We start from the raw sequence: 14639 nt of genomic DNA on the forward strand, positions 1-14639 counted from the left end.
CGGGCCGCCGAGTTCCGCGTCGCTCAGTCGGGGGCGCCGACCTCCCAGCTCGGCACCGGCGCGGCGGTTGCCGAGTGCGGTCCCGGGTACTCCATCAGGACCAGTGCGATGTCGTCGTCGAGCCGGCCGCGTACCCATTCGACAAGTGCCGTCTCCAGCGAGGCCAGTCCGTCGGCGACGGTGCCGTGCCCGAGCAGCCGCCAGGCCCGGTCGGCGGTGGGGAAGAACTCCCCGTCCCGGCGCGCCTCGCCGAGCCCGTCCGTGAAGAGCAGCAGCCGGTCGCCCGGTTCGAGCCGCTCGACCCGGGGCCGGACCACCGGCATGAACCCCAGCGGCGGCGCGGGAGCCGGCGGCTCCATCGGGATCACCTGACCACGCCGCAGCAGCAGGGGGGCCGGATGACCACAGTTGACGATCGTGAGCGTACCGCCGCGCTCCTCCACCAGGGCCGCGGTGACGAAGTCCTCGTCGCCGACGTTCCGGGCCACCGACCGGTCCAGGTCGGCCACGATCGCCCGCAGGTCGGCCCGCTCGTACGCCACGTGCCGGTACGAGCCGAGCACGATGCTGGCCAGCCGGACCGCGTCCAGCCCCTTGCCCCGGACGTCGCCGATGATGATCCGCACGCCGTACGGGGTGTCGATCGCCTCGTACAGGTCACCGCCGATGTCGGCGGCGGCGGTCGACGAGATGTAGTGCCCGGCCACCGCCAGACTGCCGACCTGCGGACCGAGTGGACGGAGTACCGCCTGCTGGGCCACGGAGGCGAGCTTGGACAACTCGGCGATCCGGTCGGCCTGCCGCTGCCGGATCACCGCGAACAGCGCCGCGATCGCCGTCGCGAGTACCACGCCGACCAGGTTGACCGTGGTGGCCAGCGGCACCACCCGGCCGCCCCAGGCCAGCGAGGCGGCCAGCACGGTGGCGATCACGCCGACCGCGAGTACCACCCGCCAGGAGGCGAAGGCGGCGGCCAGGAACGGGGCCGCCGCGACCAGGCCGACATAGTTGACCCTGGATTCGTCAGCGAACTCCACCACCGAGACGAGCGCGAGCAGCACTAGGGCCGCGCCGAGGCCGGCGCGGGAACCTTGGCTCAGCGGGCGACGGCCCGGCGGCATCAGTTGCATGGGTACGCCGAACAGCATGCCTGATCGACGAGCGCGATTGTACGAAGTTGACTCCTCGTCCGATCGGGTTCTGGCCACCTGGCGCATCCCAGCGGTCCGGATCCGCCGGATCTTGTCGCCGAGTCAGCCAACCGTTGCAAGTCGAATGAACATTCTTAGATCATCGGGCTCACGTCACGCGGTCGCCCCGTCACCGGGACGCGCCGCCGATCCCGAACCGCCGATCCCGAGCTGCCCCGTCGATCCCGAGCCGCCGCGCCGATCCCGGACCAGAGCACGGATTCGGGCCAGTGCGTCGAGGGGTGCCGCGCCGACGGTCCGGGGCACTCAGCCGAGTACCTCGTAGCGGACGTCGATGGCACCGAGGCTCAGCGACGCGATCGCCTCGAAGCCGGCCCGGGACAGGTCGATGCAGCGCCCCTCGACGAACGGCCCCCGGTCGTTGATCCGGACCACCACGGACCGGCCGTTGTCCGGGTTCGTCACCCGGACCCGGGTGTCGAAGGGCAGCGTCTTGTGCGCGGCGGTCAGCGCGTTCGGGTCGAACGCCTCGCCGTTCGCGGTGACCTGGCCCTGGTCGTAGTAGGAGGCGCCGCAGGACCCGGTCTCGACCACCCGGCTCGTCGGGCTGGCCACCGGTCGTTTGGTGGCGGGCTTCGCGGTGCTGCGCCGGGTCTGGCTCGGCGAGGGGCGGGTACTGGCCCGGGAGGCGCGCTCGGGCGACCGGGTCGGGCTGGGCGGCAGCGCGTCCGGGGTCGGCGATGTGGTCACCGGCCCGCCCGGGGTACCCGGACTGGTCACGTCGACCAGGGTGGGCGCCGAGGTGCTGGCGGCCGGATCCGTGCCGAGTTTCACCACGCCGGCCGCACCCGCGCCGACCAGCGCGACGGCGACCGCACCGGCGGCCACCACACCGGTCGGCCAGCGCAGAATCCGAGCACGGGCATGCTTTCCAGCCACCGGACCGTCCCCTCCCAGCAACAACAGAGATCAGGTCGGACCGTAACGAGGGTGGTACTTCGGAAGTCAACGTGATCATGTGTTTTCGCCCGGTTATGTGGTGAAACGTGTAGCCGATCATCCGACCCCGAGTGGGTCGGACGTGCCCGGTACCGCGAGGGGGGCGGGGGCGGTCGGGGCCGGGTCGGACGTCACGGAGAATCACAGGATGCTTCCCGTACGGGCGCGGCTGCGTGGACGGCTGGTCGAGGCGTTCCGCTGGACCGACCCCGGGCCGGAGAGCAGCCACCTGGTCAGCGACGCCTCCGGCTGGTGGCGGGACCCGGCGATCCTCGCCGACCTCGGTCCGGCGCTGGCCGAGCCGTACCGGGCCGATCCGCCCACCGTGGTGGTCGCCCCGGAGGTCACCGGGCTGCTGCTGGCGCCGCTGGTGGCGACCGCGCTGGGCGTCGGGCTCGTGCCGGCGTACAAGAACACCGGAGAGCGGCGGATCGCCGAGCCGACCACCTGGGCCTGGACCGGCGCCGACTACCGGGGCCGCCGGCTGGCCCTGGGGGTACGCGACCGGCACCTCGGCCCCGGCGACCGGGTACTGGTGGTGGACGACTGGGTGGCCAGCGGCGCCCAGGTACGTGCCCTCTACGAGGTCGCCGCCGCGCGCGGCGCCACCGTGCTCGGCGCCGCCTGCCTGGTCGCCGAGTGCTCCCCGGAGGTGGCGGCCGAACTCCGGCTGGACAGCCTGCTCACCCCGACCGACCTTGACCCCTGACCGACCGGGCGCAGTCGTGCCCTGTCGGCCAGGTGGCCGGGTGTAGCCGTGCCGGAACTCTCAGGTGGCCGAGCGTAGGCGTGCCGAGACTCTCAGGTGGCCGGCGGCGGCTGCTCCGTACGGCACAGCCGGAAGCCGATGTTCGGCGCGAGGTGGTCGCCCCAGTCGTCGTCCCGCCAACTCGTCGAGGCGCGGGACATCCGGAACGAGACGCTTACCGCGCCGGCACAGTCGGCCCAGGAACCGCCCCGGAGCACCCGCTGCTCCCCGTCGGCCGGGCCGGTCGGACTCTCCACCGGGCTTTCGAGGTAGTACTCGGCGTCGTACCAGTCGGCCGTCCACTCCCAGACCGAGCCGGCCATCCCGTACAGGCCGTAGCCGTTGGGCGGAAGCCGGCGCATCGGCAGGATCGACAACTCGTCGAACCGGTCGAAGTCGCAGTGCTCTCGCGTCGGCGGCTCGTCCCCCCACGGATAGCGGCGGCCGACCAGCCCGCCCCGGGCCGCCCGCTCCCACTCCGCCTCGGTCGGCAACCGGTAACGGACCGTCTCCGTGGAGATCGCCGCGCAGAGTTCCTCGGCCTCCTGCGCGGCGACGCAGACCATCGGCTTGTCGTCGTACCCCCACGGCCGGCTCGGATCAGCGCGGGGCGGTACGCCGAACACGGACGCCGGGTCGACCGGCTCGTCGCCCCGGCTCAGCGTCATCCGGGGATGGTGTGCGTGCCAGTCGACCGCCCGGGTGGTCTCGTCCTCGCAGTACTGGAGTCGGATCCGGTTCGCCGAGTCGAGCACGAACCGCCCGCGCCGGCCGGCCGGGTCGGGATCGTCGTCCGGCTCCGGCTGCCCGTCCGGCGGCGGTCGCCACCCCATCAACCGGCAGTACGTCGACCAGCTCACCGCCGTCTCGGACAGCCAGTAGCCGTCCAGCCGTACCCGGTGCACCGGCCACTCGTCCGGGTCGGCCGTCTCCGAGCCCATCAGGAAGGTACCGGCCGGGACGTACCGGAAGGTCAGTCCGTGCTCCTCGACGGCCAACCGGTCCAACAGGTCCCGCCGCGCGCCGGCCAGCTCGGCGTCGCCCGGGTCGAGCGCGTACGCCCGGTCGTAAACCGCCGCCGCGGCCCGCAGCTCGCCGGCCCGGACCAGTTTCCGGGCCAGTCGGCGCAGCCGGACCGGCCCACCGGTCGCCGCCCGCTCGGCGCGCAGCCACTCCTCGACCGCCGTCACCCCGGTCAGCTCCCGCAGGACGGGCGGCCCCGCCCCGTCCCCGCCGACACGTCGAGCACCACCAGCGGATTGCGTACCGGATCCGGCGTGAGCCGTTCCAGCGCGACCTGGTCGGTGATCCACGGGTCCGGCGCGTTCACCGAGCCGTTCAGCACCAGCGCCCGCGCGCGGCAGCCGCCGCCGAAGGTGGCGGTCCCGCCCCGGCTGCTGGCCGGCTCGGTGTGCGGCAGCGCCCGGATCGACCGGAATCCGGTGCTGTGTCGCCAGATGTCGGCCAGCGACCGGTCCCGGACGTTCGCGGCGACGAACCGGGGGCCGAGGAAGCTGCACGGGTTGACGTCGCCCGCGACCGAGACCGAGCAGACCAGGTTGCCGGCGCCGCAGCCGTAGTTCTGCTGCACCACCGACTGGGTATCCCGCCGGGTGTGCGGGCCGAACGGGTCGATCTGGCGCAGCTCCATCCGGTCGTCGTCCAGCCGGGCCAGGGTGTTCAGCGCGGTGTTGTACTCGGCGAAGGTCGGCATCAGCTCCAGGTGCCGCTGTGCCACCCCGACCGGGTAGAGCGGCCGGAACACCGCCGTGTCCGCGCCCACCTCGCGGGCGAGCCGGGCACACGCCTCGACCTCCGCGACGTTCGAGCGCATGATCGTGAAAGCCAGCGTGAACCGGGCGTACCGGCGGAGCACCGCCAACCGGTCCAGCACCCGGTCGAAGGTGCCGGCGCCGCGTACCCGGTCGTTGCTCTCGGCCGTGGCGCCCTCCAGGCTGACGTTGAGCCAGACCAGTTCCCGCCGGCCGAACTCCCGGGCGATCTCCTCGGTGACCAGCAGCCCGTTGGTGGTGACACAGGGGGCGAGACCATGCGCGGTGGCGAGGTCGATGATCTGGAACAGGTCCTTGCGGAGCAGCGGTTCACCGCCGGTGAGGCCGAGCCGGAAACTGCCGAGGCTCGCCATCTCGGCGAAGAGCCGATCGATCTCGGCCAGGCTCAGCCGCCGCTCCCGACGCGGCAGGTCCCCCGCGAAGCAGTGCGTACAGCTCAGGTTGCAGGCGGAGACGACCTCCAGGTGTACGGCGAGCGGCCCGGCCAGGTGGTCGGCCGGCGGTTCCGGACCGTCGAGCACGACACCGGCGAACCGGTGCCCCACCGTGAAGAAGCCCAGCTCGTAGAAGTGCTCGTAGAACCGGAGCAGCCGCTCGCGGTGCCCGTCGTCGGCCACCTCCGACAGCACCTCCCCGACCGGCCGGTCGACGAGCCGGCGCAGCAGTGCGGTGGCCTCGGCGTCGAACGGCAGGTACCGCGAGGTGCGGCGGTCGAAGACCAGGCTGCCGAAGTGCTGCGGAACCAGCACCAGCGGAGGCGGGGGCGGCGACGGGGGCGGCATCGTGGCCGGCGTCGGGGACGGGGACTGGGCCGCCGCCGCGCCGGTCACCGGGTACCGCCGGGTGGGGTGAGCCGGAAGCCGGCGCGTACCCAGATCCGGTCGGCGGCCACCGGCACGCCCAACCCCACCGCACCCAGCTCGCCGAGCCGCCCGACCTGGTAGCCGGCCTGGTCCCAGCCGGTACCCTCGGGCGGCCGGTGCGCGGTCCGGGGCTCCATCGGCGCCCAGTCGCCGTCGTCGAAACCCGGGCGGGTCCAGCGGTCGTCGGCCGGCTCGACCGGCGACCACCGCCAGCCGCCGTCCACGGTGGACAGGATCGAGATCTCGACCGCCTGCTCCGGGGTGGAGTCGACGTGCGGGTCGTGGCCCGGGCGGTGCACGGCGGCGAACATCAGCGCGATGAACGCCGGGTCGACGTCCGCGACGGTGAAGGCGAGGACGTGCTCGCCGTACGGGACGACCGGGCGGGCCGAGGGCGGCTCCACGCCGTCGAGCAGGAACCGGCACTCCCCGGCAGCGTAGAGCTGGACCCGCAGCGGCACCCCGGCCAGCGGGTCCCGCCAGCGGAGCACCACGCCGCCACAACCGGCCGGCACCTCGCAGTGCCCGTGCTCCTCCAGGATGAACAGCGGCGACTCCTTGGCGTACCTCGACACCGAGTTGAGTTTCAGTTCCCGGTCCGGCATGCCCACCTCTCGTCCCGCCGCTCCAAGGTCGCCCAACCTACCGCAGCGACGCCAGCCGGAGACGTACCCTTTCCGGTGCTTTCCGGCCGGAATCCGGCCCGGATTTCCCCTGGTCCGACGGTTATCCACAGGGCGACGCGGTTTTACACAGGTTGTTCACAACGTGGTCCCGCTTCCCGCACGCCGGGTTTCTACAGTCAGTGGCATGACGGAACGCCGGATCCTGGTCGTGGAGGACGAGCGCACCATCGCGGAGTCGGTGGCCGCCCGGCTGCGGGCCGAGGGCTTCGTGGTGGACATCGCGCGGGACGGGCCGGGCGCCGTCGAGGCGTTCCGCAGCGGTCGCCCCGAACTCGTCGTCCTCGACGTGATGCTGCCCGGCTTCGACGGGCTGGAGGTGTGCCGGCGGATCCAGGCCGACCGGCCGGTACCGGTGCTGATGCTGACCGCCCGGGACGACGAGACGGACCTGCTGGTCGGGCTCGCCGTCGGGGCCGACGACTATCTCACCAAGCCGTTCTCGCTGCGCGAACTCGCCGCCCGGGTGCACGCGCTGCTGCGTCGGGTCGACCGGGCCGCGAGCGCGGCCCGGGACGGGGCCGAGATCCTCCGGATCGGGAACCTCGAAATCAACCAGGCCGAACGGCGGGTCCGCCGGGACGGGGTCGAGGCACACCTCACCCCGACCGAGTTCGACCTGCTGACGCACTTCGCCAACCGGCCCCGGACGGTACTGCCCCGGGAACGGCTGCTCGCCGACGTCTGGGGCTGGGCCGACGGCTCGGGTACCCGCACCGTCGACAGCCACGTCAAGGCGCTGCGCCGCAAGCTCGGCGCCGATCTCATCCGCACCGTGCACGGCGTCGGCTACGCGTTGGAGGTACGCCCGTGAGCGCGAGGAGTGAGCTTGCGAGCCCCGCAGTCGCGAACGAAAGGACTGCACCGTGAGCGCGAGGAGTGAGCTTGCGAGCCCCGCAGTCGCGAACGAAAGGACTGCACCGTGACCGGCTTCTGGACCGGGGTGAACCGGACGATGGACGTACTGCCCCGACCGCTGGACCCGATCTGGTCGATCAAACTGAAGCTCGGCATCCTGATGGTCGGCTCGGGAGCCGCCGGGATGACCGTCTTCATCATCGGCATCGGCTGGCTGCCGCCCTGGACCACCGGTACGGCGGTGGTGCTGGCGCTGCTCACCTCGCAGCTCCTGGCCCACGGCATGACCTCGCCACTGCGCGAGATGACCGCCGCCGCACGGGCGATGGCCCGGGGCGACTACACCCGGCGGGTACGGGCCAGTTCCCGGGACGAGGTCGGCACGCTGGCCGCCGCGTTCAACCAGATGGCGGGCGACCTGGCCGAGGCCGACCGGCGTCGACGGGAGCTGATCGCGAACGTGTCGCACGAGCTGCGTACCCCGATCACCGCCCTCCAGGGTGTACTGGAGAACATCGTCGACGGGGTGGCGGAGCCGGACCTGCCGACGCTGCGGGTCGCGCTGGCCCAGACCGAGCGGCTCGGTCACCTCGTCGCCGACCTGCTCGACCTGTCCCGGCTGGACGCCGGGGTGCTGCCGCTGCGCCGGGAGGACCTCGACGTGGCGGAGTTCCTGGCCGAGGTGATCCAACAGGCCGCGGTGACCGCGTCCGGTGCCGGGCGCGACGTCCGGTTCGAGGTACGCCAGCAGTCCGCCCCGCTGACCGTGCGGGCCGATCCCCGGCGGCTGCACCAGGTCTTCGCCAACCTGCTGGACAACGCCGCCCGGCACAGTCCAGCCGGCGGCACCGTACTGGTCAGCGCCGAGCGGGTCGGCGACGAGATGCGGTTCGAGGTGACCGACGAGGGCGAGGGGATTCCGGCCCGGCTCCGGCCGGAGGTGTTCGAACGGTTCACCCGGGGCGAGCGGACCAGCGACGGCGGTACCGGGCTGGGCCTGGCGATCGCGCACTGGGTGGTGGAACTGCACGGCGGCAGCATCGCGGTGGCCGACCGCCCCCTGGTCGAGTCCGGTACGTCGATCGGCGCGAACCGACCCGTCGGCTGCCAGATCCGGGTGAGCCTGCCGATGGTGCCACCGCTCGCCGGAGCGCATTCCGCCGTACTGGTGGAGCAAAGGTGAGCGACGTGGACCCGACGAAGCAGGACCAACCGACCCCGGACCAACCAACCCCGAACGGGCCGAGCACGACCGGACCGAGCACGACCAGACCGACCACGACCGGACCGACCACGACCGGACCGACCACGACCGGACCGACCACGACCGGGCCGAGCAGGGACGGGGGTCCCGGCAGCACGGCTTCGGGTGACAGCGCCTCCGCCCCGGCCGACCCGCCGCCGCCGGCTTCCGCCGGGCCGGTCGGCGTGCCCGCCCCGGCTCAGCGTCCGGGCCCGACGGCGCCGGGTCCGGTGGCCGGGCCGGCACCGGGTCCGACCCCGCTCCGGCCACTCGGGCCGCCGCCGCCCGGCGGTGCCCCGATGGTCTGGGCACCGGCCGCACCCGTAGCCGGCTGGGGTATGGCACCGGGTCCGGTGGCCGTGCCCGCCCCGTCGTGGATCGCCACCCGCTGGCCCGGGCCGATCGGTGGCCCGACCCGTCCGGTGCTCGTCGGGGTGGCAGCGGCGGCGACCGTCGCTGCGGTGAGCATCCCGTTGACCCGGGCCGGCATCGGCTGGCTGATCGCCGGACTCGCCGGGACGGCCGCCCTGGTCACCGCCGCCTGGCCCACCGCACACCCCGCCGACACCCGCCCAACCGACACCCCGGGCAACACCCGCCCGACCGACACCCCGGGAAACATCCACTCGGCCGGCGCCCCTGGCGGTACCCGACCGCCGAGCACCGGGAGCGGCACCCGCCCGGTCGGTACCGGGAGCGGCACCCGCCCGGCGAGCGGCCCGGCCGAGGGCTGGCGCCGAGTCGGCTGGGTCCGGCCGCTCTGGGCCGCCGCGACCGTCGCGCTGCTCGGCGTCGGCACGATCCGGGCGGCGGGCTGGCTGTTCGTACTCTGCCTGCTCACCGCCGCGCTCACGGCGACGTTGACCATCACGGACGGCCGGTCGGTACGCGCACTCCTGTTCTCCGCCCTGGTCCCGCCGGCAGCCGTGATCGAGGCGATGCCGTGGCTGGCCAAGGGGCTGACCCGGTCGGCAGGGTCGGGTCGGGGGCCGGCGGTGGCGCGTACCCTGGTCAGCGTTGTCGTGTCGCTCGGCCTGCTCGTCGTCTTCGGCCTGCTCTTCTCCTCCGCCGACGCGGCCTTCGCCGGACTGCTGGACCAAATCCTTCCGGAACTCTCGGTGCGCACCATGTTCCGCTGGGTGTTCCTGTTCGTCACGGTCGGCGCGGCGCTGCTCGGCGCGGCGTACGTGCTCGCGGCCCCGCCGGACCTGACCGGGATGGCGGCCGACCCGAGCCGTCGACGGCTCCACCGGGCCGAGTGGATGCTGCCGGTCGTCCTGCTCGACGCGCTCTTCGCCGGGTTCGTCGCGGTCCAGGTCACCACCCTCTTCGGTGGCTCGGAGCACGTGCTGCGGACCGCCGGGCTCACCTACGCCGAGTACGCCCGGCGCGGCTTCTGGCAACTGCTCGCCGTCTCCCTGCTCACCCTGCTGGTGATCGGCGCCGCCGCCCGCTGGGCGCCCCGGAAGAGCCGGACGGACCGGGCGCTGATCCGGATCCTGCTCGGCGCGCTGACCCTGCTCAGCCTGGTGGTGGTGGCCTCGGCACTGTTCCGGATGGACGTCTACGCCGACGCGTACGGCGCGACCCGGCTCCGGCTGCTGGTCGCCGTCTGCGAGGCGTGGTTGGGGCTGGTCTTCGTGCTGATCGCGCTGGCCGGGGTACGGCTGGCCGCCCGCTGGCTGCCCGGACTGGCGATCGGTACGGCGGTCCTCGCGCTGCTCACCCTGGCGCTGGCGAATCCGGACCGGCTGATCGCCGAGCACAACGTCGACCGGTACCGGCAGAGCGGCCAGATCGACATCGCCTACCTGTCCGGGCTCTCCGCCGACGCGGTACCGGCGCTCGACCGGCTGCCGGATTCGCTGCGCGACTGCGCGCTGTGGAGCCTGGCGGCCGGTTCCCGACCGGACGACTGGCGGGAGACCAATCTCGCCCGGATCGAGGCCCGCCGGATTCTTGCCGAGCGCCCGGCGACCAGCCGAAGGTTCTGCCCGACCTGACCCGGATCGTGACCTGACCCGGCCCCGACGACGATCTGACTTCGAGGCCCACCCCGGGCCGCCTTCGTTACGGGGGAAGAACTGGCGGCCCGGGGCAGGTGTGGGGTGATGAGGCAGGTTCGTCAACGTCGGCGCGGTACCCAGTAGAGGATCTGGCCGACGATCAGGGCGGGATGCCGGTCGGGTAACGCCTCCAAGGCGCGAGGAAGATGCGCGGCGAGGTACATCATCAGCCCGACCCGGTTGCCGTCGAAGCCGATCAGGAGTGCCAGGCGGGCGTGTGGGCAGGGCCAGTCGTGTTCGCATTCCACACAGACGTACGTGGCTCCGGGGAGATGCTGGCCGATCTGGTGCTCAAGCCGGCGCCGTCGGGCGATGTGCCGATCCCAGCGCGCCCACGGCCCGATCACTGGTCAGACCCGCTCGCTGTGCCGGGCGCGGTGTTCCTGGGCGGGCGTGAGGTTTCCGGCCCGGCCGTTGGAGAGCCTGGGATACGCGCGGGTCGGGCTGTTCCATCCGTCGCGGCGGTTGGCTACGCGGCGCCCCGGCGCCGGGTGAGTCTGCCGGACCGTGGCGGCCACGCGAGTGATCGCGGCTTCGGCCTGGGCGCGGCGCACCCCCGCCCGGAATGCAGCGCGGTCCGGGATTACCGACGCTGACGGCGACGAAGCGGGGCAGCACCAACGGTGCCCGCACCGGCAGAACAGCCAGAGCCGCCGCCAGTCCCGCCGGTGGTAGGGCCGCCCGGTCAAATACCGAAGGAGCCTTCTCATCACAACCTCCTCGGGGAGTTGGAGGGGAGCCAATCTCAGCGGGGGATGAGACCGGCTCCCGGGCGAGTTCCACTCGGGCGCTAAGCGGTCACCGAACAGTTCTGCTGAGTGACACTCTGCTGCTTGCGGGCCTACAGTCGACAGTGGAGGAGCTGCTTTCCGGCGTATCAGACCCAGGTCCGGCGGCTCCTGGCGATCTCTGGCAGCTTCGGGAAAATCGTGGAGAGGTGTGCAAGGCGTGGGAATTTCACCTTTGGAGTTCTTGCTTCGGGAGCTGCGCCGCCGCCGTAAGGCCGCGAACATGAGCCAGGAAGCTCTGGGCGCGAAGTGCTTCTGCTCCAGCTCCCAGATATCCGCGATCGAGAACGGCACGGCACCGCTCACCCTGGAACACCTGCGCTTCGTGGACGCCGCGCTGGAGACGGACGGCTACTTCGAGAACGCCTGGGACGAGATGGTCAAGGACTACGCGGAGGCCGTGATCTGGCTCCGTGAGTGGATCGTGCTGGAGCGCGAGGCCGCAGCGCTCCGCTGGTACGAGCAGTCGTTCATCCCCGGCATTTTTCAGACCGAGGCGTACGCGCGGGCGACACTCGGTGTCGGCAAGCTGTTCACGCCGGACGAAATCGACAAGCGGGTGGCATCACGCATGGAGCGGCAGAGCATCCTCAGCAGAGAGAAGCCGCCGAGCCTCACTGTCGTGCTCGACCAGTCGGTCCTGGAGCGCACGGTCGGCCGCTCAGGAAAGCTGATGGCCGAGCAGCTTGACCACCTGATCGTCTGCGCGGAGTTGCCCAGCGTTCAGGTCCACGTCGTGCCGTCGGACGTCGGGCTCTACCCCGGGCTGGCCGGGTCGTTCATCATCGCCACGATGGAGGACAACCGCCAGTACGGCCACCTGGACCACCAGATCGGCGCCGACATCATCGAGCGCCCCAGCGACATTGCTAATCTGACAAGATCGTGGGAGGCCGTGCGGAGCGAGGCGCTCCCGAACAGACAGTCGCTTGACTTGATCAAGGAAGTGGCCAAGAGATGGACATGACCGGCGCACGGTGGCGAAAGTCGACCCGCTCGTCAACGAACGGCGGGTCATGCGTAGAGGTTGCCGACAACCTGCCCGGCGTCGTCCTGGTCCGGGACACGAAGGACCGTGACGGCGGAACGCTGGCCTTCGAGCCGGCTGCGTGGCGGGCGTTCGTCGGCCTCGCAAAGCGGCACTGACCGCAGCACCCCCGCAGGGGCTTTCGGCGTCATGCCGGGGGTCCTTCGCGCATTTCAGGCCCGCCCGATGGCAGGCCGTGACGTAGTGACACCCGGGCTACCCACGCGTCCGCCACGGCGGCTACCGGCAACGTCGTTCAGTTAGTCGGGCCGCCCGGTGCGGGCCAGGTGGTGACTTGACTTTCCTGGCCAGGCGGTGAGACTGCCGGGGTGGCCATCCCCGTCGATCCGCAGCCCAAGCCGGGGCCGCCCGGTCCGGCCCGCCGGACCCGGGTGGTACTGGCCGAGGTGGCCCGTGTCGGCACCGGCGCCGAACGGACCCGGGCCGAGCTGACCGAGCAGACCCAGGTCGGCGAGGCACTGGTACGCGGCCTGGTCCGGGCCCAACTCGCCCTGGCGCTACGGCTGTCACTGGTGGTCGGGATCGGGCTCGGCGGGCTGCCGCTGCTGTTCGCGATCGCCCCGGAGGTCGGCGCGGCGAAGCTGTTCGGGGTCAACCTGCCGTGGCTGCTGCTCGGGCTGGCCGCCTTCCCGTTCCTGGTCGCGGTCGGCTGGGCGTACGTGCACCTGGCCGAGCGCAACGAGCAGGACTTCACCGACGTGGTCCAGCGGCCGGAGCGCTGAGGTGGGTAACGCGTACACGGTGCCGGCGATCATCGTGGTCACCCTGGTCACCGTCGCGATCGGCTTCTACGGGCTGACCCTGGCCCGGACCACCTCGGACTTCCTGGTGGCGTCCCGGATGGTCAGCCCGACCTGGAACGCGGCGGCGATCGGCGGGGAGTACCTCTCCGCCGCCTCCTTCCTCGGCATCGCCGGCCTGATCCTCAAGTACGGCGTGGACGTGCTCTGGTATCCGGTCGGGTTCGCCGCCGGCTATCTGGCCCTGCTGCTCTTCGTGGCCGCCCCGCTGCGCCGGTCGGGGGCGTTCACCCTGCCCGACTTCTGCGAGCTGCGGCTCGGCTCCCGCCGGCTGCGCAAGCTGGCCACCCTCTTCGTCGTCTTCATCGGCTGGCTCTATCTGGTGCCGCAGTTGCAGGGCGCCGGGCTGACCCTGACCACGGTCGCCGGCGGACCTTACGAACTCGGTGCGCTGCTGGTCGCGGCGGTGGTGACCGCCAACGTGGCGCTGGGCGGGATGCGTGCGGTCACCTTCGTGCAGGCGTTTCAATACTGGCTCAAGCTCACCGCGCTGGCCGTACCCGCGATCTTCCTGGTGTTGCAGTGGCAGGCGGACGCCCGACCGCCGGTCACCCCGGTCGGCGGTCCGGTCTTTCCGGCCGCGACCACCGTCGTGGTCGAGGAGCCGGCGACGCTCACCCTGCCGGACGGTTCCTTCCGGGAGGTACGCCCCGGCGAGGAGCTGACCTTCGCGGCCGGTGAGCCGGTGCCGGAGATCTCCAGCGTGGACGCGGCCGGCGGGCTCGACTGGCTGCTGCCGAGCATGGCCGGCGACGACGACCGGGGACTCTTCGCCACCTACTCGCTGATCCTGGCGACCTTCCTCGGCACGATGGGGCTACCACACGTACTCGTGCGTTTCTACACCAATCCGGACGGCGCGGCGGCCCGGCGTACCACCCTGGTGGTGCTGGCCCTGGTCGGCGCCTTCTACCTGTTCCCCACCCTGTACGGCGTCCTCGGCCGGATCTACACCCCGCAACTGCTGCTGACCGGCCGGACCGACGCGGTGGTGGTACTGCTGCCCGGCGCCGCGCTCGGCGACGGCCTGACCGGCCAGTTGCTGGCCGCGCTGGTCGCCGCTGGGGCGTTCGCCGCCTTCCTCTCCACCTCGTCCGGGCTGCTGACCAGCGTGGCCGGGGTGCTCTCCACCGACGTTCTCGGCCGCGGCTCGGTACGCGACTTCCGGCTCGCCACGGTGGTCGCCGGTCTGGTGCCGATGGTGCTGGCGCTGAACGTCTCCGGGATGGACGTCTCCCAGGTCGTCGGGCTGGCGTTCGCGGTCGCCGCGTCGAGCTTCTGCCCGCTGCTGGTGCTCGGCATCTGGTGGCGCGGCCTGACCGACGCGGGTGCGGCGGCCGGAATCCTGGTCGGCGGCGGCGCGGCGGTCGGCGCGGTGCTCTTCACCGTGACCGGGCCGGAGCTGGCCGGCTGGCCGGCCGTGTTGATCGCCCAGCCGGCGGCCTGGACCGTGCCGCTCGCCTTCACGGTGATGGTCACCGTCTCCTGGGCGACCCGGCGCCGGGCGCCGACCGACGTCGCGGCGACGATGCTGCGGCTGCACGCCCCGGAGACGCTCCGGCTCTGACCAGCCGAAGCGTCTCCGCCCTACGTCCGCCC

At 72.3% G+C, this 14639-nt stretch carries 14 protein-coding genes; 8 read left to right on the forward strand and 6 right to left on the reverse strand.

All coding sequences use genetic code 11. From position 1 onward, the window contains the following. Positions 1 to 23: 23 nt before the first annotated feature. Both Pen02_RS19205 and Pen02_RS19210 read right to left on the reverse strand, forming a co-directional pair. On the reverse strand, positions 24 to 1148 hold the full coding sequence (locus Pen02_RS19205; protein WP_203867457.1) for a PP2C family protein-serine/threonine phosphatase: 1125 nt from the start codon (positions 1146 to 1148) through the stop codon (positions 24 to 26). A 309-nt stretch (positions 1149 to 1457) separates the two neighbouring features. Next, positions 1458 to 2090, reverse strand: a complete 633-nt coding sequence (locus Pen02_RS19210) for a septal ring lytic transglycosylase RlpA family protein (protein WP_203867458.1) — start codon at positions 2088 to 2090, stop codon at positions 1458 to 1460. Between the two features lie 208 nt (positions 2091 to 2298). Here Pen02_RS19210 and Pen02_RS19215 point away from each other — a divergent pair, with 208 nt between their 5' ends. Continuing rightward, positions 2299 to 2859: a phosphoribosyltransferase family protein gene (locus tag Pen02_RS19215; RefSeq protein WP_203867459.1), complete on the forward strand. Its 561-nt coding sequence runs from the start codon at positions 2299 to 2301 to the stop codon at positions 2857 to 2859. A 92-nt stretch (positions 2860 to 2951) separates the two neighbouring features. On the opposite strand, the gene Pen02_RS19220 is transcribed toward Pen02_RS19215, so the two are convergent. The 3 genes from Pen02_RS19220 to Pen02_RS19230 form a co-directional block, all read right to left on the reverse strand. Continuing rightward, positions 2952 to 4088: a formylglycine-generating enzyme family protein gene (locus Pen02_RS19220; RefSeq protein WP_203867460.1), complete on the reverse strand. Its 1137-nt coding sequence runs from the start codon at positions 4086 to 4088 to the stop codon at positions 2952 to 2954. 5 nt (positions 4089 to 4093) lie between these two features. Continuing rightward, positions 4094 to 5440, reverse strand: a complete 1347-nt coding sequence (locus tag Pen02_RS19225) for a radical SAM protein (RefSeq protein ID WP_203867461.1) — start codon at positions 5438 to 5440, stop codon at positions 4094 to 4096. A 77-nt stretch (positions 5441 to 5517) separates the two neighbouring features. Beyond that, complete coding sequence (locus tag Pen02_RS19230) at positions 5518 to 6159, reverse strand: hypothetical protein (RefSeq protein WP_203867462.1); 642 nt, start codon at positions 6157 to 6159, stop codon at positions 5518 to 5520. Between the two features lie 205 nt (positions 6160 to 6364). Between Pen02_RS19230 and Pen02_RS19235 the strand changes: the two genes are divergently transcribed. From Pen02_RS19235 to Pen02_RS19245, 3 genes are all read left to right on the forward strand, one after another. Further along, complete coding sequence (locus tag Pen02_RS19235; protein ID WP_203867463.1) at positions 6365 to 7051, forward strand: response regulator transcription factor; 687 nt, start codon at positions 6365 to 6367, stop codon at positions 7049 to 7051. A 108-nt stretch (positions 7052 to 7159) separates the two neighbouring features. Continuing rightward, a complete protein-coding gene (locus tag Pen02_RS19240; protein WP_443678481.1) occupies positions 7160 to 8278 on the forward strand; it encodes a HAMP domain-containing sensor histidine kinase in 1119 nt (372 codons plus the stop codon). A 359-nt stretch (positions 8279 to 8637) separates the two neighbouring features. After that, a complete protein-coding gene (locus Pen02_RS19245; protein WP_239140959.1) occupies positions 8638 to 10341 on the forward strand; it encodes a DUF4153 domain-containing protein in 1704 nt (567 codons plus the stop codon). 122 nt (positions 10342 to 10463) lie between these two features. Here the strand turns inward: Pen02_RS19245 and Pen02_RS19250 are convergent, their stop codons facing one another. Continuing rightward, complete coding sequence (locus Pen02_RS19250; RefSeq protein ID WP_203867464.1) at positions 10464 to 10751, reverse strand: flavin reductase; 288 nt, start codon at positions 10749 to 10751, stop codon at positions 10464 to 10466. A gap of 601 nt (positions 10752 to 11352) precedes the next feature. Between Pen02_RS19250 and Pen02_RS19255 the strand changes: the two genes are divergently transcribed. From Pen02_RS19255 to Pen02_RS19270, 4 genes are all read left to right on the forward strand, one after another. Next, positions 11353 to 12159: a helix-turn-helix domain-containing protein gene (locus Pen02_RS19255; protein WP_239140945.1), complete on the forward strand. Its 807-nt coding sequence runs from the start codon at positions 11353 to 11355 to the stop codon at positions 12157 to 12159. Continuing rightward, positions 12156 to 12338 carry a DUF397 domain-containing protein gene (locus Pen02_RS19260; RefSeq protein ID WP_203867466.1) on the forward strand — a complete coding sequence of 61 codons (183 nt, stop codon included), beginning with the start codon at positions 12156 to 12158 and terminating at the stop codon, positions 12336 to 12338. Before Pen02_RS19255 ends, Pen02_RS19260 begins: the two co-directional genes overlap by 4 nt. Before the next feature lie 216 nt (positions 12339 to 12554). Continuing rightward, positions 12555 to 12962 (forward strand): DUF485 domain-containing protein, encoded by a 408-nt coding sequence (locus Pen02_RS19265; protein ID WP_203867510.1) that lies wholly within the window; start codon positions 12555 to 12557, stop codon positions 12960 to 12962. A gap of 1 nt (position 12963) precedes the next feature. Then, positions 12964 to 14607, forward strand: coding sequence for a sodium/solute symporter (locus tag Pen02_RS19270; RefSeq protein ID WP_203867467.1), 1644 nt, complete (start codon positions 12964 to 12966; stop codon positions 14605 to 14607). The last annotated feature ends 32 nt before the right edge of the window (positions 14608 to 14639 follow it).

The sequence above is a fragment of the Plantactinospora endophytica genome (genome assembly GCF_016862915.1).
GTDB lineage: Bacteria > Actinomycetota > Actinomycetes > Mycobacteriales > Micromonosporaceae > Plantactinospora > Plantactinospora endophytica.